General features: G+C 58.5%; 30 protein-coding genes. 13 read left to right on the forward strand and 17 right to left on the reverse strand.

Annotated elements, in window-relative coordinates; translation table 11 throughout:
- Nucleotide 1 precedes the first annotated feature (1 nt).
- Nucleotides 2-2929: a toprim domain-containing protein gene (locus LH464_RS04250; RefSeq protein WP_226785129.1), complete on the forward strand. Its 2928-nt coding sequence runs from the start codon at nucleotides 2-4 to the stop codon at nucleotides 2927-2929.
- 502 nt (nucleotides 2930-3431) lie between these two features.
- Here the strand turns inward: LH464_RS04250 and LH464_RS04255 are convergent.
- The 11 genes from LH464_RS04255 to LH464_RS04305 form a co-directional block, all read right to left on the reverse strand.
- On the reverse strand, nucleotides 3432-3746 hold the full coding sequence (locus LH464_RS04255) for a hypothetical protein (protein WP_226785130.1): 315 nt from the start codon (nucleotides 3744-3746) through the stop codon (nucleotides 3432-3434).
- Nucleotides 3747-3824: 78 nt separating this feature from the next.
- Entirely contained in the window at nucleotides 3825-4481 is a 657-nt protein-coding gene (locus LH464_RS04260) for a hypothetical protein (protein WP_226785131.1), read from the reverse strand.
- A gap of 430 nt (nucleotides 4482-4911) precedes the next feature.
- The gene (locus LH464_RS04265) at nucleotides 4912-5130 is read right to left on the reverse strand and encodes a hypothetical protein (protein WP_226785132.1); all 219 of its coding nucleotides are present in this window, start codon (nucleotides 5128-5130) and stop codon (nucleotides 4912-4914) included.
- Between the two features lie 68 nt (nucleotides 5131-5198).
- The gene (locus LH464_RS04270) at nucleotides 5199-5396 is read right to left on the reverse strand and encodes a hypothetical protein (RefSeq protein WP_226785133.1); all 198 of its coding nucleotides are present in this window, start codon (nucleotides 5394-5396) and stop codon (nucleotides 5199-5201) included.
- 234 nt (nucleotides 5397-5630) lie between these two features.
- The gene (locus LH464_RS04275; protein WP_226785134.1) at nucleotides 5631-6014 is read right to left on the reverse strand and encodes a hypothetical protein; all 384 of its coding nucleotides are present in this window, start codon (nucleotides 6012-6014) and stop codon (nucleotides 5631-5633) included.
- A complete protein-coding gene (locus tag LH464_RS04280; RefSeq protein ID WP_226785135.1) occupies nucleotides 6011-6388 on the reverse strand; it encodes a VVA0879 family protein in 378 nt (125 codons plus the stop codon). Before LH464_RS04280 ends, LH464_RS04275 begins: the two co-directional genes overlap by 4 nt.
- Nucleotides 6388-7254 (reverse strand): WYL domain-containing protein, encoded by an 867-nt coding sequence (locus LH464_RS04285; protein ID WP_226785136.1) that lies wholly within the window; start codon nucleotides 7252-7254, stop codon nucleotides 6388-6390. Before LH464_RS04285 ends, LH464_RS04280 begins: the two co-directional genes overlap by 1 nt.
- Nucleotides 7255-7366: 112 nt before the next feature.
- Nucleotides 7367-7648 carry a hypothetical protein gene (locus LH464_RS04290; RefSeq protein WP_226785137.1) on the reverse strand — a complete coding sequence of 94 codons (282 nt, stop codon included), beginning with the start codon at nucleotides 7646-7648 and terminating at the stop codon, nucleotides 7367-7369.
- Nucleotides 7645-7908 (reverse strand): hypothetical protein, encoded by a 264-nt coding sequence (locus LH464_RS04295; protein WP_226785138.1) that lies wholly within the window; start codon nucleotides 7906-7908, stop codon nucleotides 7645-7647. Before LH464_RS04295 ends, LH464_RS04290 begins: the two co-directional genes overlap by 4 nt.
- A complete protein-coding gene (locus LH464_RS04300) occupies nucleotides 7905-8699 on the reverse strand; it encodes a hypothetical protein (protein WP_226785139.1) in 795 nt (264 codons plus the stop codon). The genes LH464_RS04295 and LH464_RS04300 overlap by 4 nt, the downstream gene beginning before the upstream one ends.
- Nucleotides 8700-8951: a hypothetical protein gene (locus tag LH464_RS04305; protein ID WP_226785140.1), complete on the reverse strand. Its 252-nt coding sequence runs from the start codon at nucleotides 8949-8951 to the stop codon at nucleotides 8700-8702. It abuts the gene before it with no gap.
- A 454-nt stretch (nucleotides 8952-9405) separates the two neighbouring features.
- Between LH464_RS04305 and LH464_RS04310 the strand changes: the two genes are divergently transcribed.
- The gene (locus LH464_RS04310) at nucleotides 9406-9834 is read left to right on the forward strand and encodes a hypothetical protein (protein ID WP_226785141.1); all 429 of its coding nucleotides are present in this window, start codon (nucleotides 9406-9408) and stop codon (nucleotides 9832-9834) included.
- Between the two features lie 71 nt (nucleotides 9835-9905).
- On the forward strand, nucleotides 9906-10550 hold the full coding sequence (locus tag LH464_RS04315; RefSeq protein ID WP_226785142.1) for a hypothetical protein: 645 nt from the start codon (nucleotides 9906-9908) through the stop codon (nucleotides 10548-10550).
- Nucleotides 10551-10887: 337 nt separating this feature from the next.
- On the opposite strand, the gene LH464_RS04320 is transcribed toward LH464_RS04315, so the two are convergent.
- From LH464_RS04320 to LH464_RS04345, 6 genes are read right to left on the reverse strand one after another with little or no spacing between them, the layout of a single operon-like run.
- Nucleotides 10888-11241 (reverse strand): hypothetical protein, encoded by a 354-nt coding sequence (locus LH464_RS04320; RefSeq protein ID WP_226785143.1) that lies wholly within the window; start codon nucleotides 11239-11241, stop codon nucleotides 10888-10890.
- Complete coding sequence (locus LH464_RS04325) at nucleotides 11238-11675, reverse strand: hypothetical protein (RefSeq protein ID WP_226785144.1); 438 nt, start codon at nucleotides 11673-11675, stop codon at nucleotides 11238-11240. The genes LH464_RS04320 and LH464_RS04325 overlap by 4 nt, the downstream gene beginning before the upstream one ends.
- Nucleotides 11672-11929 carry a hypothetical protein gene (locus LH464_RS04330; protein WP_226785145.1) on the reverse strand — a complete coding sequence of 86 codons (258 nt, stop codon included), beginning with the start codon at nucleotides 11927-11929 and terminating at the stop codon, nucleotides 11672-11674. The genes LH464_RS04325 and LH464_RS04330 overlap by 4 nt, the downstream gene beginning before the upstream one ends.
- Nucleotides 11926-12396: a hypothetical protein gene (locus LH464_RS04335; RefSeq protein WP_226785146.1), complete on the reverse strand. Its 471-nt coding sequence runs from the start codon at nucleotides 12394-12396 to the stop codon at nucleotides 11926-11928. Before LH464_RS04335 ends, LH464_RS04330 begins: the two co-directional genes overlap by 4 nt.
- The gene (locus LH464_RS04340) at nucleotides 12393-12596 is read right to left on the reverse strand and encodes a hypothetical protein (protein ID WP_226785147.1); all 204 of its coding nucleotides are present in this window, start codon (nucleotides 12594-12596) and stop codon (nucleotides 12393-12395) included. Before LH464_RS04340 ends, LH464_RS04335 begins: the two co-directional genes overlap by 4 nt.
- Nucleotides 12593-13540 carry a DUF3489 domain-containing protein gene (locus tag LH464_RS04345; protein WP_226785148.1) on the reverse strand — a complete coding sequence of 316 codons (948 nt, stop codon included), beginning with the start codon at nucleotides 13538-13540 and terminating at the stop codon, nucleotides 12593-12595. Before LH464_RS04345 ends, LH464_RS04340 begins: the two co-directional genes overlap by 4 nt.
- Nucleotides 13541-13736: 196 nt before the next feature.
- Between LH464_RS04345 and LH464_RS04350 the strand changes: the two genes are divergently transcribed.
- Genes LH464_RS04350 through LH464_RS04395 form a run of 10 tightly spaced genes read left to right on the forward strand, consistent with a single transcriptional unit; the run spans nucleotide 13737 to nucleotide 22391 of the window.
- The gene (locus LH464_RS04350) at nucleotides 13737-14189 is read left to right on the forward strand and encodes a hypothetical protein (protein WP_226785149.1); all 453 of its coding nucleotides are present in this window, start codon (nucleotides 13737-13739) and stop codon (nucleotides 14187-14189) included.
- A gap of 56 nt (nucleotides 14190-14245) precedes the next feature.
- A complete protein-coding gene (locus tag LH464_RS04355) occupies nucleotides 14246-16216 on the forward strand; it encodes a phage terminase large subunit family protein (protein WP_226785350.1) in 1971 nt (656 codons plus the stop codon).
- Between the two features lie 3 nt (nucleotides 16217-16219).
- Complete coding sequence (locus tag LH464_RS04360; RefSeq protein WP_226785150.1) at nucleotides 16220-16450, forward strand: phage head-tail joining protein; 231 nt, start codon at nucleotides 16220-16222, stop codon at nucleotides 16448-16450.
- The gene (locus tag LH464_RS04365; protein WP_226785151.1) at nucleotides 16450-17958 is read left to right on the forward strand and encodes a phage portal protein; all 1509 of its coding nucleotides are present in this window, start codon (nucleotides 16450-16452) and stop codon (nucleotides 17956-17958) included. The genes LH464_RS04360 and LH464_RS04365 overlap by 1 nt, the downstream gene beginning before the upstream one ends.
- Nucleotides 17951-19360, forward strand: coding sequence for a S49 family peptidase (locus LH464_RS04370; protein ID WP_226785152.1), 1410 nt, complete (start codon nucleotides 17951-17953; stop codon nucleotides 19358-19360). The genes LH464_RS04365 and LH464_RS04370 overlap by 8 nt, the downstream gene beginning before the upstream one ends.
- A 25-nt stretch (nucleotides 19361-19385) precedes the next feature.
- Nucleotides 19386-19781, forward strand: coding sequence for a head decoration protein (locus LH464_RS04375; RefSeq protein WP_226785153.1), 396 nt, complete (start codon nucleotides 19386-19388; stop codon nucleotides 19779-19781).
- A gap of 33 nt (nucleotides 19782-19814) precedes the next feature.
- Nucleotides 19815-20903, forward strand: a complete 1089-nt coding sequence (locus tag LH464_RS04380; protein WP_226785154.1) for a major capsid protein — start codon at nucleotides 19815-19817, stop codon at nucleotides 20901-20903.
- 20 nt (nucleotides 20904-20923) lie between these two features.
- Nucleotides 20924-21265: a hypothetical protein gene (locus LH464_RS04385; protein WP_226785155.1), complete on the forward strand. Its 342-nt coding sequence runs from the start codon at nucleotides 20924-20926 to the stop codon at nucleotides 21263-21265.
- A 2-nt stretch (nucleotides 21266-21267) separates the two neighbouring features.
- Nucleotides 21268-21825 (forward strand): hypothetical protein, encoded by a 558-nt coding sequence (locus LH464_RS04390; protein ID WP_226785156.1) that lies wholly within the window; start codon nucleotides 21268-21270, stop codon nucleotides 21823-21825.
- Nucleotides 21825-22391: a phage baseplate assembly protein V gene (locus LH464_RS04395; protein ID WP_226785157.1), complete on the forward strand. Its 567-nt coding sequence runs from the start codon at nucleotides 21825-21827 to the stop codon at nucleotides 22389-22391. The genes LH464_RS04390 and LH464_RS04395 overlap by 1 nt, the downstream gene beginning before the upstream one ends.
- The last annotated feature ends 1 nt before the right edge of the window (nucleotide 22392 follow it).

Consider the following 22392-nt stretch of genomic DNA (forward strand, 5'->3'; position numbering starts at 1 on the left):
CATGCAAGCGCAGGGCGTGGAAATCAACAACGTGGTCGCGGACTTCTTGGACGCGATGAAGAGCGCGGGCGTCAACATCGACACCGCCTCGCCGAAGGGGCCGCACCCGGTCCCGGATGGCCAGTTGCATAGGGCCAATGCTCTCGGCAAGAAGAGCAAGAGGAATATGCATGTCTGGTATGTTCTCCACGCCGATGGCCTCGCCGCTGGCGCCTTCGGTGACTACGCTTTAGGGATTGAAGATACATGGTGCGCGAAGAAGCCTTCCACCCTCACAGATGAGGAACGCCGCGCGCTTAAGGACCGGATGAAACAGGCGGCCGCCGACCGCGCCGCTGCACAAGCGGAGCTTCACAAAGCCGCCGCATCCGCCGCTGCATTGATCCTTAAGTCCACTGGCAAGGCGGACCCCTCCCACGCCTATCTTGCGAAGAAGGGATTGCCCGTCTTCGCCGGTCTCCGCGTCCTCAAAACCAACGTCAAATACATTATTGATCCGGAGGAGGAGCCGAAGGTCGCCCGCGCCGGTAATCTGGTGGTTCCGATGTTTTCACCGTCTGGTGACATCGTAGGCGCGCAAATTATTCAGCCCGATGGAACGAAGCGCTTCATCAAGGGGACGGCGAAGGAAGGCAATTATCACAGCATCGGGAAGCCTCCGGAAGACGGTAACGGCGTCATCATCATCGCCGAGGGCTACGCCACCGGCGCCAGGATGCACGAAGCGACCGGCTTCCTGACTATTGCCGCCTTCGATGCTGGCAACCTCCTCCCGGTTGCCCGCGCCATCCGGAAGAAGTATCCGGGTGCCCGCATCGTGTTCGCCGCCGATAATGACCGGATGACGTTGACGCCGGTAGAAAATCCGGGGGTCACGAAAGCCAAGGAAGCGGCGGACGCCGTCAAGGGTCGGGTGGCCATCCCTCAGTTCGAAGATGGGGATATTACCCGTACCGATTACGACGACCTGGTGCAACAATTCGGCCTTGACCGCATCCGGGCCGATATCGAAGCCGTATTGAACCCGATTGCCAATATCGTGGATTTCAACGCGGAGCGGAACCGGCGCCGGGATGAGCGGGACCCGCCACCCATGGATAGCATTCCAGACGGTCCAGACGGCGGCGAGGATGAAGGCAGGGCGAAGCCGGAGGAGAAGACGCGGGAACCACGGGAACACCCGCTGGACGGCTTCGGGGCGCCACATTTCCGGTGCCTCGGCGTCGACGGAACCACCTGCTACTTCCAGCCCGCGAAAGTGGCGCAAGTCATCGAGCTTTCCGCCTCGCAGATGAAGGGCGCCGCAATGCTCCGCCTGGCTCCGCTGCAATGGTGGGAATTCGAGTTCCCCGGCAAATCGAAGGACGGCGGAGTCAACTGGAACGCGGCCATCAATGCGTGCATGCAAGCATGTATGAAGCGCCGGAAGTTCATCCCGCATAACGCCGTTCGCGGCCGTGGCGCGTGGTTCGAAGGCAGGACCGCCGTATTCCACTCCGGGGACTCCCTTATCGTTGACGGTGAACCCGTGGCCATCCATGACCACACAAGCCGCTTCGTCTACGATGAAGGCGACTTCATCCCGGTTTCCGTTGGTGACCCCGCCACAACCGAGGAGTCCCGCCGCTTCCTTACCCTTTGCAAATCGCTTCGATGGCAGTCCGCGCTTTCCGGCTACCTCCTCGCCGGTTGGTGCGTGGTGGCGCCGGTGTGCGGCTTCTTGAACTGGCGCCCTCACATATGGGTGAACGGTCCAGCGGGGTCCGGAAAATCCACGGTCATGGACAAGATTGTGAAGGCGGCTTTGGGATCAACAGCACATTCCGTTGTCGGCAACACCACGGAAGCCGGTATTCGCGGCGCCCTCGGCATGGACGCGTTGCCTATCATCTTTGACGAGTCCGAACCGAAGGACATGTTAAGCCAGGCGCGGATCCGCTCCATCCTTGACCTTGCTAGAGTGGCGGCGTCGGAAAGCGATGGCCTCATATTGAAGGGGACATCAAACCAGAAGACGAAGGGTTACCGCGCCCGCTCCATGTTCGTCTTCGCGTCCATCAACACGCAAGTGGAAGGCTACGCGGACGAAACCCGGTTTACACAGTTGACGCTTTCCGGCCCTCCGGATGATCCGAAGGAAAAGGCGGCCGGTAAGGCTCACTATGAAAAGTTGGTGTCCGACATGGTGGGCCTGATGACACCGGAGTTTTCGAAGCGGTTGCTCGCCCGGACCATCTTGAACCTTCCCGTTCTCCGCGAATACGTCAGAGTCTTCACGGCCGCCGCTACCGTCCACTTAGGCGCGCAACGTCTTGGCGACCAGCTCGGCCCCATGCTCGCCGGTGCCTACCTGTTGAATAGTGCGAAGCCGGTGACGGTGGAACAAGCCTTGGAATGGATCCGGGGGAACGATTGGGCGGAGCATACCGCGCGGGATTCCGCCAGGGACACCGACCGCTTCCTGCAACATATCATGGGCCACATCGTCAGGCACAACACGCCGGAGGGCGGCACATGGGAACGTCCGATAGGCGAGCTTATCGAAATCGCGGCATGGGAAGAGGACAAGGTCGCTCAACATAGCCAGTTCGGCACGGACTACGTGGACAACAAGAAGAAGGCTTCCGCCCACGCCTCGCTTGCCCGGCTCGGCTTCCGCGTCCACGGCGCCAAGATTGACGAGATGTTTTGCGATGTCACCACGTCCCACGAAAACTTCCGCCGCATCCTCAAGGGGACGGAATGGGCGGGGACGAAGTGGCGGAAGATACTGGAAACGATACCGGGTGCCGCCGTGGGTAAAGGCAACCGCTATTTTGCGTCCGGGGTGAACACGCCATTCGTTTCGGTCCCCGTGGAAGGATTGACCGGCTACGGGAACAGCGGCGGCCGTCAAGACCCTGATGCCGAGATTGCGGAATCCCTCTAACCTCTAAGGATCAAGTTGCGGCCGTATAGGGGCAAATGCATCATGCATATGCACCGTACCACGCGGGAGGCGGAGGACTGTGAACCCCTCGCCTTCCGCCATCAACCGGAGGGCTTCGGCATTGTCCAGGCGTTTCTTTTCTTCACTGTTCGCTCTTGCCGTAATGGCAGCGGCACCACTTGCAGCGGTCGCGGCGATCCCGCCCGTTGCTCCGGCGGTTCACGCCGTCCCGGCCTTTGAGCCATCCACGGAACAGATTTCAACGCCTGTTGCTGTTGCGGTGGTCCCCGCCGTTCTTCGCCGTCATGAAATCGGCGGAGTCCGCGTCGTCGTCATCAACCGAAGTAGCGGTTCCCTTCGTGTTCCCGATGGATCCGGCAAGCTCCGAACCGCTGCAACCCGCGATGCCGAACCGGTGCCGTGGCGACGGCCGTAACCCCTACCTCCTCCCAAAAGAAAAGCCCGGATCACTCCGGGCTTTTCCAGTCGGCGGCGGTGGATTTCAGGCGGCCCGGCCTAGAGTGCAGTCTAGGCCGGTTTCGGAAGTGAAGATACGGCGGATGTCATCGGCATAGACGCCGGGAATTTCGGAAAGCTGCTTCATGTCCAGCTTCTTGGCGTTCCACTGGTAGAAGGCCATGGTGTAGGTGTCGGAGACATCCAGAGTGATACGAACCTTCGTGGCTTTGTTGGCGGCGAAGCCACGGGGAAGGTCGAATTGCAGGAGGTCGGAGCCTCCCACGAAGCTCTTCGCGCCAGTCATCGCGCGGAACTTGTTGCCGCCGAGTTGAGCCAGGATGGTTTCTGCTACGTTCATGTTCGTGTTCTCCCGCGTTGATGCCTAATCTATGCATCATGCATATTTTGATGTCAACACATCAACGCGGAGAAAGGATCAAAGCCGCACGATTTTGGCGGCACCGAGTTCCTTTGCAAGGTGTCGGTTCATGGTGTTGACGGCGCTTATCAGGCTGGTGGCGTGGGCCAGCCTGGCGGCCGCCACTTCTTCCGCTCTCTCGGCTCGGCCCTTGGCTATGGCAAGCGACCGTTGCACCCGTTGTATGGCGTCCGAAAACTCCCGGTCCTTAGCGGCTAAGGCGGCTTGGCTCCGCTCCCGTTCGATGTCTATGGCTGCATCAACCAGCAGATCCACGGAGGCGCCCTCGGCGCGGTGTTCCGTGGACATCAGGACGATGCGGACTGCTTCCACCGCCTCTTCGGCACATTCCGCGCGCGCCTTCCAGTTATCCCGGTCGGCCTCAAGTGCCGCCGTGGGTGTGCCGCTATCAAGGGCGAGGCCAACGGCGAAGCGGAGGTGGGTGGCGTCACCTCCGAATCCGCGCTCCACAAGCTCCCGGCGGATCGCCCGAAGTTCGTTTTCCGCGTTGGATGCCCTCGCCTTAACCTCTTCGTAGCTTTCTCCACTTAGGAGGGCACCAGTTCCGCTCGGATCAATATTCGAAGCTATGGCGGCACAATGTCCGGGTTCCGTGCTAATTTCCGTGGCGTTAAGAAGGCTCCGCAAGCCTTCACGTGTCTGTTCAATCTTCATGATTACTACGGTGTTCCCTCGTCTGGTGGCTTCCGGGCAATAACCCGCATGGCGTCCAGCCCTTTCCGGGCGCCAGATTGGCAATTGCTACAGGGGGGCGAGGTTCGCGTTGATCTCGGATAGGCGATGACAGGTTACATACAAGACACCCAAAAATGAGAACGTTAGGAGAACAATTAGGGTTGTAATCCTTCCCCTGTCAACCGGCTCCATCTTGTAAAAGGTGCCAAGATTAATTTTCGTTCGGGAGCGTTGGTATCCGCCGACTCGTCCGCCGCAATTCTGGTTTGACATAAGTCAATATCCCCTGTCTGCGTTTCTCCACTATGCCCAATGCATAGTGCGTTGTGAAATCACCAATGTTTATTCAAATTGTCTGCATTAGGGATGATAGAAGCGGGCACTGTGCCCGCTTCCTACTCGCTCGCGGTCAAGCGTAGTTGCTGCGGAGCAAGAAGGCGATGAGGTCGGCGCGGGTGCCCTCGCGGTACTTTCCCCCGACCGGGGAAACGTAGAGCTTGCCGCTGTTGAGTTCGCCAATCATCGCTTCTGCGGCGGCTTCCCTCTTCTCGATGCGGTTTAGAAAGCGGTCCTCGGCGTGCATGCGGCGGGACTGGCGGGCTTCCAACTGTCTTTCAACGTTCTGCATGATGATGTTCCCTTGTTCGATGAAGGGAATATGCATCACGCATATACTGTTGTCAATTCGTCAACGCACTAGGCTTGATCTTTTTTCAGTTCATCGAGGATGCGGCGGGCTTCGGCGATTTCGTGGTCGTCCCTGGTCTTGCTCCCATCGGTATAGTATCGGCCGTTGGACATCGTGGCCGCGTATTGAGCATTCGTTAGGCGGGCCAACGCGGCTTCGGCTTCCGCGATTTCGGTGGCTCTTGTGTTATTGGTGCGCATTTCCATCTTCCTTCTTCTCTTCGCGTGGCGTCCAGACGGGACACTCAGCGCATTCTTCTTTGCCGATCTGTTGCCGGTGTGGAGGCCACCTGAAGCCGTATGATTTTGACATTGACGCTGGGATGTCCGGCACCGGAGGATCCGGGGCGCGGCAAGGGTAACGAAAATCTTTCCGCATGATGATACGACCGGCCTTGTCCGGCGAAACCTCGACGAACCTACAGATACCGCGCGCCTTCTTCATTCCTGGCGTCCCGGCTGGACCCCCGTCACAAAGGCAAGGGCGCGTTCATGGTGGTCTTCACCGGTCAAGCATGCCACCGACATCCCGTCTTCCGTGATGAAGGTAGCAAGCCGGTTCGTCTCCACGGTCAAAGGTTTCGGGAAGATGCGGGCGGGATCAACTGATGGTGCCCCCACCGCCCTCGGTGAGGGTGCTGGGGAACGCGGCATTGTGCCCATGAGGTAGCAGGTCCAATTGTGATTGGCCGTCTCCCAATAGGCGCGGGCCTCCGCTTCATCGTCGAAGACGGCCAATTCCATCTGAGGATCATCGAACAATACGAGGAATTGCCGCTTTGGCTGATCTGCCGGCTGGCACCAGATTTCCTGATGGTCGCTCATGGCTGGCCCTCCGTGGTGGTGATGGACGCTTCAAGTGCCTGCGCTTCTTCCGGGGTGGCGACCTCAAAGTGCGGGTGTGCCTTGCCCGCGTCGTCAATCACTTCCAGCTCGTGAAAACGGAAAAGGCCGCCGAGCGTCCAGTTGCAAGGCTTTCCGTCAGGTTGCTTGCGTGGGCCTTCTGCGCCAGTCACGCGGCCGACGCATGAAAAGCCAATATACTTTTCGGCCGTCTCAGCGTCCGTACCGGCGCGGGTGAAGCTGGTCATAGATTGGATTGTTTTGCACATCGGGCATTTGAAGGCGGCGTGTGCGCGATCGGACGTGCCTTGGGCTTTGATGCGAGCGCGGAACTCGTCGAGTTTTATGGCTTCCATCACTTGTCCTCCGACGCGGTAAACAGCGCAGTGGGCAATGGCATCCAGTGGCTCGGCTTATCCGCATAGGTGAAATCGTCGCCGAGGTGATCACCAATGGCATTCATAACCTCTGGCTCGATCCAGTATCCCTGGTCTTCACTGATCAGCCACCGACCGTCGACGACTTCGTCGGTCGGCTCGCCGTCGTCGTCAAGCTTAACGATCGGCCACCAGACAAGAACGTCGGTCATCTTGGGGGCTGTGCTGATGTCTCGCGGCAACTGCACATTCGTTTCGGGCGCTGGTAGGTATTCAATGGCGCGAACAATGTCACCGGCTCTGACATTCCCGACAATGCGAGCTTCCGGAACCCATGCCCTCGCACATGCGAGAACAGCAGACAGCACTTCGTGCGGAGTTCCGTTGTCTGGAGCGACAATGGTGGCGAGCTTCTGTTCGCGGACATCTTCCACGTCCACATGTGACTCGGGTGGTGGGGTCTCCCCCTCTGGTGACGGATTGATGTCCGCAATAGCGAAGGACCGTTCCTCCGCTCTATCGATATCCCACCCAATAAGAAGCCATTGCGGAACCGGGTGCCAGGTCGTGGCGCCGTACTCAAGTCGGACCGGCTGCACGTTGCGGGTGCCGATTTCACCGCGCCAGTTCCGGTAGGAGAAGGTGAGCGGGCCGCCGTTCATGAATACAGGACGGGACTCCACATGGGAGCGGAAGCAAGCCGCGTTTTCCGTATACCACTCACCGAGCCAGCGAAGGGACTGCCATGTGCCCTTCGGGAATGGGTTCGCCTTTGACCCGAAGCCGCACCGCAACGCGACGGCACCGTCCAAGGGGATGCCTTTTTCGCTATGTGTTTCGGTCATTTCTGTTGATCCTTTCTGATTTCGGAGATGGCATCACGGGCGCCACGGTAGAGGTGCCAGCAGACCCAGGCGGCGGCGATGGTGGCGGCATCAAAGAGGGTCCCGGAGATCGTCATTCTGCAAACCCTGTTGGCATAGCTTCGCCCGTCTTTCGCCTCTTCGCGGTGGCGCGGTCCTGATGCTCTTTGACCTTCTCCGGGTGCGCCTCTTTCCAGACCTGCGACGCCGCCAGCATTCTTTCCCGGTTCTTCCGGTAGTAGGTGGAGTTATGGAGCCGCACCCTGTCCGCGTTCTCTTCCTTCCACTTCGCGACCTTAGCTTTCGATTCCGGCTTTGCCAGATATCGTTTCTGGCGCTCCCGGTGCCGCGCCTTGCGCTCCTCTTCCGTCATCATGTCCGTGGTCCCCGCTGGTATTCGATGATTTCCGAGATGGTGACGCGGTGCGGCTTCCCGGTGCCGGTGTCCGTCACAGAGATGTAGGCAACGGACTCCGCGTGCTTCCGGACGGTCCCATGAACAATTGAGTCCCCACGGGGGAAGGCCACAGTTGACCCCACCGGGAACAGTTCGGCCGCCAGCTTCCGGAGCTTCCTGTTAGCGGAGGAGGCCGACGCCCATGTGGAAGCCAACTTCTTTAATTGATCTTCCGTCATGCTGTTTTCCTCATTATTTGCAAATCGTCAACATCTACCGCATCAAAAAGCGCACCCTGAAATGGGTTCAACCATTGGTCGACCATGGCTGCAGCGATACCGGGATAGGTGTCCGCTCGCTTCTGCCATCGGTCATCGGTCTGTGAAAGCCGGTTTTGGCCGTTATCGGTTTGATTGTCCCACCGCTCCACGAACCGCGTTAGGTGGCCTTCCTTCTTCACGAAGCGGCCACGCACCGTTTTCGTGGGGATCAACGCTGGAACATTCAGAAGCCATAGACACGTCTTCTTGCTGGCGTCATCTCCGTACCGGTTCGGCTGTATAATTTGCGTCGGCTTCCTCCACGCCGTGGACAGATAGCCGACCGGGTTCTCCACGCACTTCCGGCGAATTTTGAGGCGCCAGATCCGGCGGACCATCTCCACTGCTTCTTCACGGGCTTCCCGGCGAACCGCTCCGGTCAATGTTCCGGGTTCAACGTTTTGGTGGTATCCGACTCCCGGATACTTGGCGAAATCAGGATCAGCATAAGCCCATTCGGCCGATGCTGTTAGGTAGGTGCAATCCGGGTGGAAGATGCCGAGGTCGGGCATCCAGCCAAGAGACTCGAGGCGGTCCAGCACATCGAAGATATCGCCTTGGATGTGCCCCCCCCCATTGATCGCAACAGGCATGGAGACGTCGGCACCGTCTTGAGATGGTAGAAGGTCACAGGAAATCACCTCGCAACCCTTCGCGGCGAAGGCGCGGCGGACTACGCCGGATGTCTCCATGCCGACGAAGACGCGCATTCAAGCGGCGGCCTGATGAGGGTTGAAGATTGGGGTTGCGACCGGCGTCCAGTCACGGGACGGATTTTCCCAAACCTTGCCGTTGTAGGAGAAGTGGCCAACCACGGCGCCTTCCAACATGATTTCCGGGAGGGGCATGGTCGAAGAACCGCGCCCGGACTTGTCACGCAAGGAAGAGAACAGAGCGGAGGCCGAAGCCATGTCGGCGGCTTCGTGGGTCTTGCCGAAGAGTGTGAAAGTGAGCTTTGCCATGTCCGTGGTTCCATTCCGTGTTTGTCATCCAACACGGGTATATATGCGCCACGCATATCACGTTGTCAACGCGTCAACGGCTGAACTGGCGAGATTTCCGCAAACATCGGAAAAATACATCAAAAAATACACATCAAAATAGATGTAAGCTGCTGTATTTGCTGGCTTTGTATGGATGTATGAAATTTTCCGGAAAAAATACACACAAATGCGCGATACACACAGATGCGAGCGCAGCATATGCATATGCGCAGACACATCTATATATATATTTCTCTAAAAAAAATAGATATATATATATTGAGTAAAAACAGTAAGTTGAATGTATTTTCGGTTGTGTTTTTTTCCGAATGAAAAAATACAGGTTGAAAAAAAATACAGGGTTGACGATTTGGCAACGTCGGGGCCACATTACACCGGATTACTTTACGTTACCCCGATGGGAGGAAATGTCATGCAAGTCCAGATCACCCGCAAGATGACGGTAGCCAACGACAGAGGCGAAGCCGAAACATTCGAACCCACGGGCGAAGGCAAGTTCCGCGAGGACATCAGTGTTTCCACCTATCAGCGCTTGAACCGAGCCGGAGCCGCCGTCATCTTCGTTGATCCCGATGGTGCCGGAAGTGGTGGTCCCAACATGACCACCGACGCGGAAACCGCTACGGCAACAGACAGCCAGAACGGAATCGGCTTCGTCCGCTCCGGTGATGACAACGGTTCCGATGATGGCGAAGCCAAGGGTAAACCTACGGATGCCGAACTTGAAGCGATGACGAAGGATCAGCTTTCGGAGTTCGCGGCAACCAACGGCTACACCGTAGACGCTTCGAAGAAGAAGGCGGACATCATCGCCGACCTCAAGGTCCAGTTCCCGGCGTAGGACTGACAGAAGATTTGATCCGGGAAGCCCGTTGCAGATGCGACGGGCTTTTTCATTGAAAGGGGGTCAACATGGCCGATGGCCTCGTAATTACAGCGAAGTGGAAGACGCAAGAGGTCCGCGCCCTCATGGAGAAGCTGCAGGGGCACCGCCTCCATCAAGCCTTGTCTGTGGCCGTCAATGACTCCACGCGCCAGGTGGAGCGCAAGGCGGAACAACTAACATCGAAGTCCCTTTCCGTAACGGCACGTAGAGCGAAGAAGGGGATATGGATTAGGCCGTATTCCACGGCATCAACGCTAACCGCTGTTATCCGTGGTTCCGGGTCCGTGATCCCGCTCAAGGCATATGGGGCTAAACAGGCTGGTGACGGCGTCACCGCGAAGATATGGTGCGGTTCCGTCCATCACCCCGGCGCCTTCATCTATGGCGGCCCTGATGACGACAGGACCCGCGACCTATCCATGGGTGGCCACGTCTTCGTTAGAGTTGGTGCGTCCTGGCTTTCCAAGGATAAACGGGGACCGATTAGGAAAGCAAAGGGTGCCGCCATCGCCGAGGCCATGGCGAAGGATGCTATATCGAACGCTAACGAGACCTATGGCGCCGAGCGTCTACATGTCAACGTTCTCCGGCAACTGCAACGCTACACGTCTCTCCATAAGAACAAGTCCACGCGGCGCGGATCCGAAGGCAAGTTCAAGAAGCGGACGTGACCCATCACTTCAATTGATGGGTGGCCATACCCTGTAGGTTATGCAATTCCCCGCATGCATTACAGCGCACAAACATACATAACTATGTAATACGCAATATGCGCAGGTAACACATTGGTATCATTACATATTATCGTGAAACAATTGTTTCACGGGTCCTTCCTGGGGCACCACCCATGCGGGGGACATGGCTGGCGCATGCTCTTTTTAGCGACAGAAATATCCAAAGTGTTATACGTCTATGCGTGACGCATAGCGTTCCATCACTCCCGGTTATGTAATCCAGACATAAAAAAAGCCCGGATCAACCGGGCTTCTAAAGTCTAATTCGTGATGTCTAGCAAGGCGTTACCTTCAAGCCGAAGCGAACGGTGCCTTCCTTGGTGACGACCTCACGGCCATCAACTGGCGCCTTTATGATTATGGTCGCGCCGAGGAACGCGCCCGCGATGCCTGGCGGGGCAAGAACAAAACTCCATCCGCCTTTGATAATCATGATCCTACCGCACGCGAAAGCCATAGTGAGTCCGCTGAAATCGATTGTCTCGCCGGGTTCGTAAATCCTGCCATCAATGGCGACCCGCCTATTCTCCAAGGCCGCGATGAAGCCGGGCAAGTCGTTGTCCCGCTTGTTGGCGAAGATGACGGGAACCGTGCATAGGTCTTTGATCGTTGTGGCCAGGTCAATCATTGCGCACCTCTGTAGATATGGGATTCCACTCGGCGGCATGCGTCCCGATACTCTGGACTTGCCTCCGCCGTCCGCTGTTGCTCCCGGCATATCTCAGCGGCCCGCTCCCGCTCCGCCATCATTGCGGATCCTATGATGATGGCGGCGCCATTCATCTCCATGGAGTGTGAACCGTCATCGGAATCCACGACCTCGCTGTAGAGGCGGCCCGCAATCTTCATAGCCTCCCGCATGATGTCTTCCGGAATGACATCCGTGGGCGGGACCGGCGGCGCCTTCATGATTGTGATTTCGCCGGGGTCGCATCCATCCCGCTCCGCCTCGGCGTCTTCCTTCGTGTAGCGTCCAGCTTCGTGGACAAAGCAGGTGTAGCCTTGCGAGTTCGGCCGGTAGTAGTAACCGTTTTTCCGGATCAACCAATCTTCGGCCATCACTCCACACCCTCCGCTGCCACCACTTCCAAGGCGGCCAACATCTCGCGGTCCGCCTGGCGCTCCATCTCCGCTTCGGTCCACCGCTTCAACGCGGCTTCGCCTTCCTGGCGCGCCGCCTTCGTGACCCGTGGGAACTCATGCCCGCAATCGTGGCACATCCGGACGGCCGCCATGTTATAGACGTAGCAGGATGGGCAGACCTTCACCGGCGCCTCTTCGCGGCCGCGCTTCCGCTTGTAGCGAATGGTGGTCATAGGCCATCCCCCCGCTTCCGGCGGCCGAGGATGTAGTCGGGTCGGCGTTGCGCATTGGGCGGGCAAACCGCCAAAATGCGCCACCCGTCATCTAGGTTTCTTTGAAGTTCTTCCGTGCAAGCGTCATCTAGCCATTTGACTTCATCAATCAAAAGCAAGCCGACATCCGGAAGCGTCACGTTGAAGAGCTTCCCACTCATCAACTGTTCGTGGCCGCTATCTTCGTCGTGTCCGTGGATGTCCTTCCGCTTCACCAGCATCATGGACTTGCACGGTTCCAATTCCAACTTGAACCCGGCTTCGGTCCACGCTGCAACCTCATCCCAACTCATGCGGGCCTTAGTATGCGGCACGCTGAATTTGCCGTTGTAGTCATCTCGGTATTCGGGCCAGTTCGCGCGGATGAAGTCTTGTTCTTCGTCCGTGGGCTTGAAACTCCAATGGTCCGTGAAACCTACGTAAATCATTCGTCACCGCCTTCCTGATAGATGGCGGAGAGAGCCAGCGGCCACCCCGTGGCGGACGCCAGGGAAGAAGCGACGCGGACTTCCGTGCAGGTCAAGCCCGGCTTTTCCACGCATTGGATGCGGTTCCAGACGAGACCGAAGGTAAAGACGGCGCCGCAAACGTAGGCGATGCCGAGGGCGATAAGAGGGACCGCTTTCATGTGTCACCTCCCTTCCCATCGGTCTCCGCCATCTTTACGACGTACCGGGTAGGCTCCTCCCCCTTCCCCCGGATACATTCGATGACGCGGCCGACCACCTTAAGCTGCTTTCGAAGGGTGCCCGCGATGTAGCCGCGCAGGGTGTGGCGTTGCCATCCCGTTGCGGTTTCGAGTTCGCCTTGTGTGGCGCCACCGTTGCGGGAAATGAGATCAATGATTTTCTTTTTCTTATTGATCCGTTCCGCCTTCTTGCCGAAGGTCCCGGCTTCCTTCTCCGCTTCGATCCGGGAACGCCGCTCCGCACGGCGCGCCGCGATTTCCTCCGGTGTGGATCGAACCGGCGGCGGTAGCTCTGCGGCTTCCTTGGCGTAGTCAACGACAACGGAAACCGTTTTAGGATTGGATGCGCGGACAAAGCGGCCAACGGATTGTTTTTTTGTCAACGCCTCCGGCGCGCGGACAGGCTCCGGCGGAACGAAGTCCGATATGGGATACTCGACACAATCCTCCGCCACGTCCTTCGTTACCGTCAACGTCCTCGATACTTGCGCAAGCTCCGGACGGGCCGCGATGGTGGCGGCATCAAACACCAGCGGTTCCGCCGGTTGCCCGCAGAAGATGGAGCCACGGGCGCCGAAGTCCCGGACATCAATAGAGCCTTCCTGCGGTTCATGGTGAGGTTTCTTAGGAAGGAAGCTTGGAATGTCAGCGGTCTCCGCTGCTTCGCATGGTTCGAAGGTGAGCACGGCAACGTCGGAATAGGTCTCCCGCATCATCTCACGGAAAGCGTCGTTGTGTTCCTTTGGAACCTCAATGGCGGGAAACCACTCCCGCGCGCCCGGCGAGACCTCCACCGGCTCGACCGCCGCTATCATATCTTGATGCTTGTCCGCGATGCCACGGGCGAAGCGCTTTGCATTGCTCTTCACACTGTAAGATTTCATTCGAGTTGGACCCCGTTGCGGTTTCGTGTATTTGCAAATTGCAAACGTAGGTATAAGCCAGAATATGCACCATGTATAGATAAGGGATCAAAAATTGTCACCGCGTCAACAACGTCAGGGGATAAGCGTCCATGCCTTCGCTAAGTCCGTGAACGTGACGCCTCCCGCCGTCCACGCCAGAATCAAGAGCGGTTCGATGGGGGACGCCGTCTTTGATGATGGAAGCCTTGATGAAGAGAAGGCACGCGTGCTGTGGTTCGCCAACACAAACCCGTCATACATGCGGAGCCGCCGGGGTGACGGGGAGACCACCGGGAAGCGCGGGAAGAAGTCCGGCAATACCGATATGGCGCGCGGCGAATTCCTCATTAAGACGGAAACAGCCGAAGTAAACTTGGCGATCCGCCGCATAGAATTGGCCGTCCTTGAAGGAAGCCTTGTCTCGCTGGACGAAGTGAGACGGGCACAACGCGCCGCCGGTAGAGCGACCCGCGATATGTTCTTGAACTTCGCGCCGCGCCACGGCGCCGAAATGGCGGGCGAACTTGGCGTCGACCCCGGAACATTCATTGGCCTGTTGGAAGCCCATATCAGGAAGGCATTGAACGAAGCAGCGGATCAACCGATGCCGGAAGACGGTGACGAATGAACGCGCGCGTTGATGCCGTATCCATCAATAAGGCCGCCCAAATATTCGGCGACCATATGGCCGCGCTCCGCCCGGATCCGCCTTACACGGTCTCCGAGTGGGCGGACAAAAACCGCAAGCTATCGTCCAAGAGCAGCCCGGAGCCGGGACCGTGGCGGACATCCCGCGTCCCCTACCTCCGCGAAATCATGGACTGCCTTTCGGCATACTCTCCCATCCAGACCGTGAACGTCATGAAGGGCGTTCAAATCGGGATGTCCGAAGCCGGGTTCAACTTCGTTGGCTACGTCATAGATCATGCGCCGGGTCCCATCATGTACGTGATGCCGACCATTTCCATGATGAAGAAGTTTTCGAAGGCGCGAATTGATCCCATGATTGAGGGGTCGCCATCGCTCCGGGAAAAGATACCCCCGGCCAGGTCCAGGGACTCCGGCAATACTCAGGAACAAAAGGACTTCGACAACGGCGTCTTGGTGATGACCGGGGCGAACAGCGGCGCCGGGCTTCGCGGTCTCCCGATGCGCTACCTTGTCCTTGATGAGGTCGACGGCTACCCGGAAAGCGCGGACGATGACGGCGACCCCGTTTCCTTGGCGGTGGACAGAACTTCGGCGCACCTGGCGCGGCGGAAAATCTTCAAGCTATCAACCCCGCTCTACAAGGAAACTTCGCGTATCGGTCCCGCCTTCCGCGAAGGGGATCAACGCTACTACAACGTGAAGTGCGAGAAGTGCGGGACCCTGCAGCCCATCACATGGGATAAGATTAAATGGGAACCCGGCAAGCCGGAAACGGCCGCCTTCGTCTGTTCCGCTCATGATCCCAATACTGGCGAGCTATGCGAACACCGGCACCCCGAACACCGGAAGCGCCACTTGTGCCGGGAAAAGGGGCATGGCGGCGACGCGGAGTGGATCCCGACAGCGGTCCCCGTGGACGCGAAGACGCGTAGTTATCACCTCTCCGCGTTGTATTCGCAGTGGTATACATGGGAACAGTGTGTTCGCCGCTTCCTTCTGGTGAAGGATGATCCCGCCAAGCTGCAACCTTTCATTAACAACGTTCTAGGCGAGGAGTGGGAAAGCCTCGGCGGCGAAAAGCTGGACCCGGAAACCCTCTTCGCGAAGCGCGAAGAATTCATGTCAGGCTTCGACGCCGAGTTGCCAGCGGGAACCGCGTTGCTGACTGCCGGGGTCGACGTGCAGCCGGACCGCTTGGAATTGGAAGTGGTGGCGTGGGGACGTGATGAGGAGTCCTGGTCCGTTGCCTACCACGTTCTTCCCGGCGACCCCTCCGAATTGGAGGTGTGGGATCAACTGGATGAAATCTTACGGACCCGGTTCCGTCACCCCGCGCTTGAAGACGGCATGAAGATTATGGCAACGGCCATCGATACCGGCGGCGCCAACACACAGGACGCATACCGCTACGTTCGTCCCCGCGAAGGCCGCCGAATTTGGGGGATCAAGGGTTATGCCGGGAAGCGTCCGGTGTGGCCGAAGAAGCCGAGCCGCAACAACAAGGGCAAGATTAACCTTTACGCCATCGGCGTGGACTCCGCGAAGGAAGTCGTGACAGCCCGGTTAGCGAAGGTCGGGGCCGGTGTGAGCGGCGCCGGTGCGTGCCACTTCCCGATGGACCGGGATCAGGAATATTTCCAGCAGCTAACGGCGGAGCGGAAGGTCGTCCGGTTCACGAAGGGCTTCAAACACATTGAATGGCACCTTCCGGACAAAGCCAGGAATGAATCGTTTGACTGCCGCGTCTACGCCTACGCCGCCTTGCAAGGTCTAATCCTCGGCGGCATCAACTTGAACCGGCGTGCCGCCACCGTTGAGCGCACCATGAAAGAGAAGGGAAACCCCGTGAAACAGGAAGAACAGAAGGCACCGGAGCCAGTGGCAGAAGACGCGCCGGAAGAGCCGGGTTCGCAGGAAGCGGAATCGACACCTAAAAACGCGGGTGCGATAACGGCGAGGAAGAAGAAGAAGCGGCGCGTTGTTGCGTCTCCATTCATGGGTTGATCGATGGCGGTTCTATCGGAAGAAGAACTTGACGCCTTGAGGGCGCAACGGGTGAAGCTCGTTAAGGCAATGCGCTCCGGCGCGTTGTCCGTCCAGCACGGCGACAAGCGGGTTCAGTATCGATCCCTTGCCGAGATGCAAGCCGCGTTGGATGGCATCGACGAAGACATCGCCGAGGGCACCGGAAAGAAGCGGAAACGCGTCTTCTATATTGATTCGTCGCGAGGTTTTTGATGAATGCGTTTAGGAAGTTTGCCAACGCGTTCCGCTTTGGCGCCGCGTCTAATCCATCATTTGAAGCAGCCGGACATGGCCGTCGTCTCAAGGGATTCAACCCTCCGAAGCGGCACATCAATGCCGCGATCCAAGCGGCTGGCCCCACGTTGGTTTCGCGTGTTCGTTGGCTTTATGACAACGAAAGCATGTGTGGAAACGCCATTGATGAATGGGTTAGCGCGTCCGTGGGTGACGGCATCAAGCCGCGTCCCCGCACCAAAAACAAGAAGGCCAAGCGCGCACTGATAGACTTGTTCTGGCGGTGGACGGAAGAGGCTGATGCCGATGGCATGTCAGACTATTACGGGATCCAAGAGCGGGTCGCCCGCGAAGTCAGACTAACCGGTGAATGCTTCGTTCGGATCCGGTCCCGCCGTCCTGGTGATATGTGGACAGTTCCGTTTCAACTGCAACTTCTGCCAAGCGAAATGCTCGATGTTGCCTACAACGGCAACGGCAACGGCGGGAACATAATCCGCGCCGGTATCGAGTACGACGCCATCCGTCGACGCGTAGCCTACCACTTCTGGCGATTCCATCCATATGACGATGTCCCGGCGCAAGCTGGTGGATTGATGCGGGACCGCGTCCGGGTCCCGGCCGAAGAAGTCATTCACGTAATCGAAGCCAAACAGGCCGGGCAAATCCGTGGCGTCCCGTCCATCGCTCGAGTCCTCGTTAAAATCTTCAAGATGGAGATTTATGACGATGCCGAACTTGAGCGGAAAAGCACGGCCGCGCTGTTCACCGCGTTCCTTGTTGGACGTGGTGACAACCCGATTGCCAATGATGATGACATAGACGGCGCCGATGACGAACCGGTGGCGCCAATGCAGCCCGGCGCGATTATTGACCTCGGCGACGACAAGGACGTGAAGTTTGCCACACCGGCGGACGTTGGTGGAAGCTATGAGCCTTTCCAGTATCGTAACGCGTTGAAGATAGCGGCGGGGACTGGTGTCCCCTACGCGTATGTTACCGGAGACATGACAAAAGGTAATTTCTCGAATGTGCGGACCGATATCATACGGTTCCGCCGCCGGGTGAATCAGTGGAATTACAACACCCTGATTTTCCAGCTTTGCCGCATGGTGTGGATGCAGTTCGTGGACCGCGCCTATATGGCCGGTCTGGTAGACCTCCCCGGCTATGATGAGGACCCGACCCAATATTGGGCCGCCGACCACCTCGCTCCACGCCAGGAATGGATTGACCCCGCCAAAGATATAAAGGCGGAGCTTGAAGCCATCGGCGGCGGCCTGAAAAGCCGGACGCAATCGGTAGCAGAACGCGGCTATGACCGTGAAGACCTAGACGCCGAGATTGATGAGGAGCGTAAGGAAGAGGACAGACTCGGCCTTGAGTTCAGTACGCGGGCGAAGGCGACTCCGGGTCCCGTCCCCGGCGCCGAGCCGGACCCGGATCAAGACGAAGACGAAAAAGAAGAGGCCGAAGACGATGCGTGACCTTCCACACCTGGCGTCATTGATTTTCAATCGGCCGCTTCTTTTCCGGGGTGACATCGGGACCGGTATCATTGACGCCATCGGCCCCCGCATCTTGAGCGGCGAGCGCATTGACCGCACGGAAGTGGTCGCCGCGTTCGAACGGCCGTCCCGCGAAGCGAGGGCGCCAGGCGGTTCCCGTCGCCTCGCCGGTGGCGCCTACATGGACCGTGATGGAATCGCGGTGCTTCCTATCGTGGGTTCGCTTGTGCGTCGCGGCACTTGGCTTGATGCCGAATGTGGAATGATGAGCTACGGGCTTATCCAGAACGCGGTCGCGGAAATCCTTCTGGACGCGTCCGTTCGCGGACTCATGCTGGAAATTGACAGTAGCGGCGGCGAAGCAAACGGTTGCTTCGATTGCGCCGACTTCATCAAGGTTGCGTCCGCTACGTCCGGGAAGCCGGTATGGGCACACGCAAACGAAATCATGTGTTCCGCCGCCTATGGTCTCGGATCATCCGCAAGTAAAATTTGGGTTGCCCGGACCGGCGAAGTCGGGTCCATCGGCGTCCTCGGCGCCCATGTGGACCGGAGCGCGGCGGACAAGATGGCCGGGGTCAAATGGACGTACATTTTTGCGGGTGAACACAAGACAGACGGGAACCCACATGAGCCGCTTGGCGAGGGAACGCTTGCCAGAATGCAAACGGACGTCGACCACTTGATGGATATGTTCGTGGACCTCGCTTCGCAGAATCGTGGAATGACCGGCGAAGAAATCCGGGCTACAAACGCTGAAATCTTTCGCGGAAGCCTCGCGGTGGAGTCGGGTCTCGCTGATGAAGTAGGGACGCTGGACGAAGCCTTGCAAGCTTTTGAAGAGCACGTTGACGAAATGCAAACTTCGGGATCAACCCGGATGAGCGCTTCACAGATGAGGACAGAACTTATGTCTACGAACCGAGGCAAGCCAGGCGCCAACATCACAGCTTCCAAGCCGGAAGATAAGGAAGACAAGAGCAAGGCCGCCGCCACGGAAGAAGAAGGCAAGGGTGACGAAGAGGACGAAGGCAAGAAGGCGAAGGCCGACGAAGAAGAAGGTGATGCCGGCAAGAATGCCGCCGCCTTCTCCAATGCCGCCGTCAAGGCTGAAACCGAACGTTGTTCCGGCCTCTTCGCCGTAGCGAAACAGGCGGCCCGCCTCGGCGTCACCTTCAACGCGGAAGCGGCCATCAACTCCCGGATGTCTGTAGCGGATGCCCGTGCCAAGGTCATGGACGCGGCCGCTTCGGGCGACGCTCCGGAGACCTCCGCCATTGCGGCGCCGAAGGTCAAGGGAGCCGGACAGGGCGGACATAAATCCATGAGCGCCGAAGATAAAGCGGCGGCTTGGAAAAAGGCACACGCGCGCAAGCGTTAAGCGGCGGCAATAGGAGAAAACGGAAATGTCTACGGTTCTCACGGACATCGGTCGCCGCGAAGGCGGTTATATCATCAGCGAAGCGGGCGGTGCGACCGGAATGCGGTCCCGTGACCGTGGCACCCTCAAGGCGGGGGCCGTTGGTTTGTCCGGCATGGTCCTGGCTCAACTTACGGCCGACAAGAAATTGGTTCCGATGGCGGCCACCGCTGCGGACCCGGACACCGGTTCGGCTACGGCTTACGCCGTTCTATTCACATCGGCGGATGCTTCAACGGCGGATCAACCCGTGGTGTTTCATGCCCGCGATTGCGAAGTGAACGACCGCGAACTGGTGTGGCCCGCTGGCATTTCGGCACCGAACAAGGCGGCGGCCATCACCGCTCTTGCAGCAAAAGGAATCATCGTCCGCACGAAGTAAGCGCGGCGTTGTTGGAAACGGGGACTTTCTCAAATGCATATGGATATTTTCAACGACGACGCTTTCTCCGCCACGTCTATGACGACGGCGATTGAGACGTATGAATATCAGCCGGGCCTGATTTCGAGCATGAACCTGTTCGATAATGTTCCGATTGCAACGACCACGGTATCCGTGGAGAAGCGCGGCAACGGCTTCGAACTCATTCCCACCACTCTTCGCGGCGAACCGCTCGCCGAAGGTCGGCGCGACGACCGGAACATTCGCATGTTCCCGACGCGGCGTATCGCCAAGGGCCACACCCTTCAAGCGTCTGAAATCCAGAACGTTCGCGCCTTCGGCACCGAGTCCGAACTGGAAACGGCAATTGGTTACGTGGCAAGATACCAACAGCGCTTGATGCGCGAAGTAGAAGCCACCTGGGAATTCATGCGCCTCGGCGCCGTCTTCGGCAAGGTAATGGACGCCTCCGGGTCCGTTGTGGTCGATTGGTTCAATGAATGGACCATTACCCGCCCGGCTGCGATCGACTTCGCGCTGGACACCGCCGGAACCAATGTTGAGCAGAAGTGCCGGGATGTCCTCCGCCGGGTTCAAGACGTTGTTGACGAACGCTGGCTTCCGAATTCGTCTGTTGTTGGCCTTGCCGGCGACTCCTTCTTCGATAAGTTGACGGGCCACGCCAAGGTTACGGACACGTACCTTAACCAGTCTCAGGCGAACACCTTGAACCGTGCCTTTGGTGTGGCGACACAGTCCGGTTTCCGGGCCGGTTCCTACGCCACCTTTGAATATGGTGGGATCCTGTTTATCAACTACAAGGGTTCCAAGACTTTCAAGAAGACGGACGCGGAAGGGGATAACTCCGGCAAGGAAGCCTTCGGCGTCCGCAGTACCCGGTGCAAGTTCTTCCCCATCAATGCGCCCGGTGTCTTCCAAGAAGCCTTCGCGCCTGGCGAGTCCTTCGAATGGGCGAACACCATCGGCCGACCGGTCTACTCGCTTATTCTCCGCGACAAGGACCGGGATTTCTGGATGCGTCCCGAAGTGTATTCCTACCCGCTGTTTATCTGCACGGTGCCGGAAGCTCTCTTCGAAGCCAAGGAGTCCGCTTCGGCTTAAGCCGGGGCGGTCCCCCGCTTATGGATTGGGACGAACTGTTAGACGACATGACGGCGGTGGTGGTGGACACCTTCGCCGTTTCTCTTGTCTATGAACGCGCCGAAGCTCCCGGCGTCCTCATTGACAAGACGCCGAGCGGGGCACCGCTGACGTGCATCTATGACGTAGAGACGGTGGACGGCGCGGAAGGCGGGAGCCTTTCGGTAGCGAACCGGCGGACCATTATCGACGTCAGGCTTGATGACCTCGGCTTCGTCCCTTCTACGAAGGATTTCGTGCGGGTCCCGGCGGGCCGGTTCTCCATTCTCAACAAGGACGAGTCGTCGTCTGGAATGATGAAGCTCCAACTTCGGAAGGTGTAGATGTGGCCAGCCCTCGGAAAGAAGTTGTTGCCGCCGTCGCTGACTACCTGAAAACACCGGTAGAAGGCACGTATCCGACCGCCGCAAGCGGCCGCGTCTTCGATACGGATTCGACGCCGCCGGACGCGGACCACCTCCCGGAGATAAACGTTCTCTTCATCCGCGAAAGCAAGGATGCATCCACGGACCACCAGCCCGGCGTTCTCGGTTTGAACTCGCCGGTCCGGCGGGTCATGGAGATGCAAATCGAAGTCTACCATGTCACCGCTGAATCGCTTGACGTGGCCTGGCAGGTCGAAGAGGCGTTGCGCGTCAACGCTACCCTGGCGGACAAGGTTGAAAGCGTAAGGGTCAACGACGTCGACCTCTTCGTTGCGGAAAACAACACGGTGTCCCTCTACGTGTCCATCTTGAAAGTTGAGGTGGCATATTGGACCCACGTCACCGAAGACACGGGACGGCCGACCACGGTCCTCCTCGGCTTCGTCCCGGAGACCGGGCCAGGCAACGAACCCAAATATGAGGACATCACCGCCACCGGTCTGCAGGACATGGTTTGATGGCGGATAAGTACGACAAGCGGCTCGCCGATATCGAGCGCCGAGTTTCCAACGGAATCGTCATCGGAACGGTATCTTCCGTTGACCATGAAAAGGGCCGTTATCGGGTCAAGGCCGGAGAACTTGAAACAGACTGGATTCCGATGGCGACGCCTCGCGCCGGGAAGACATCCATTTATTCGAGCTACGAAGAGGGCGAGCAAGTCATTCTTGCCAGCCAGTCCGGCGACCTGTCACAAGCCGTCATCCTTGGGGCCGTAGCCACCGGCGAGACGCAAGCCGGGACGAAGGGGAACACCCACGTCATCAAGTACCCGGACGGGACAACCGTTGAGTACGACCACGAAGCGAAGTCCTACAAGATGGACGTCGCCGAGGGCGGCGCCTTCTCCCTCAACATCGGCGGTGGCGCTTCCATCACCGGATCCGGTGACGGTCTCAAGATTAAGGCGGGGTCCATCGAACTGGAATCCGCCACCCTCACCCACAACGGAAAGAACATCGGCGACGACCACACCCACAAGGACGTGACCCGTGGCACCGATGAAACGGGGCCGCCAGCTTAAG

The organism is Pseudorhizobium xiangyangii, assembly GCF_020531965.1.
In the GTDB taxonomy this organism is placed as follows: Bacteria; Pseudomonadota; Alphaproteobacteria; order Rhizobiales; family Rhizobiaceae; genus Neorhizobium; species Neorhizobium xiangyangii.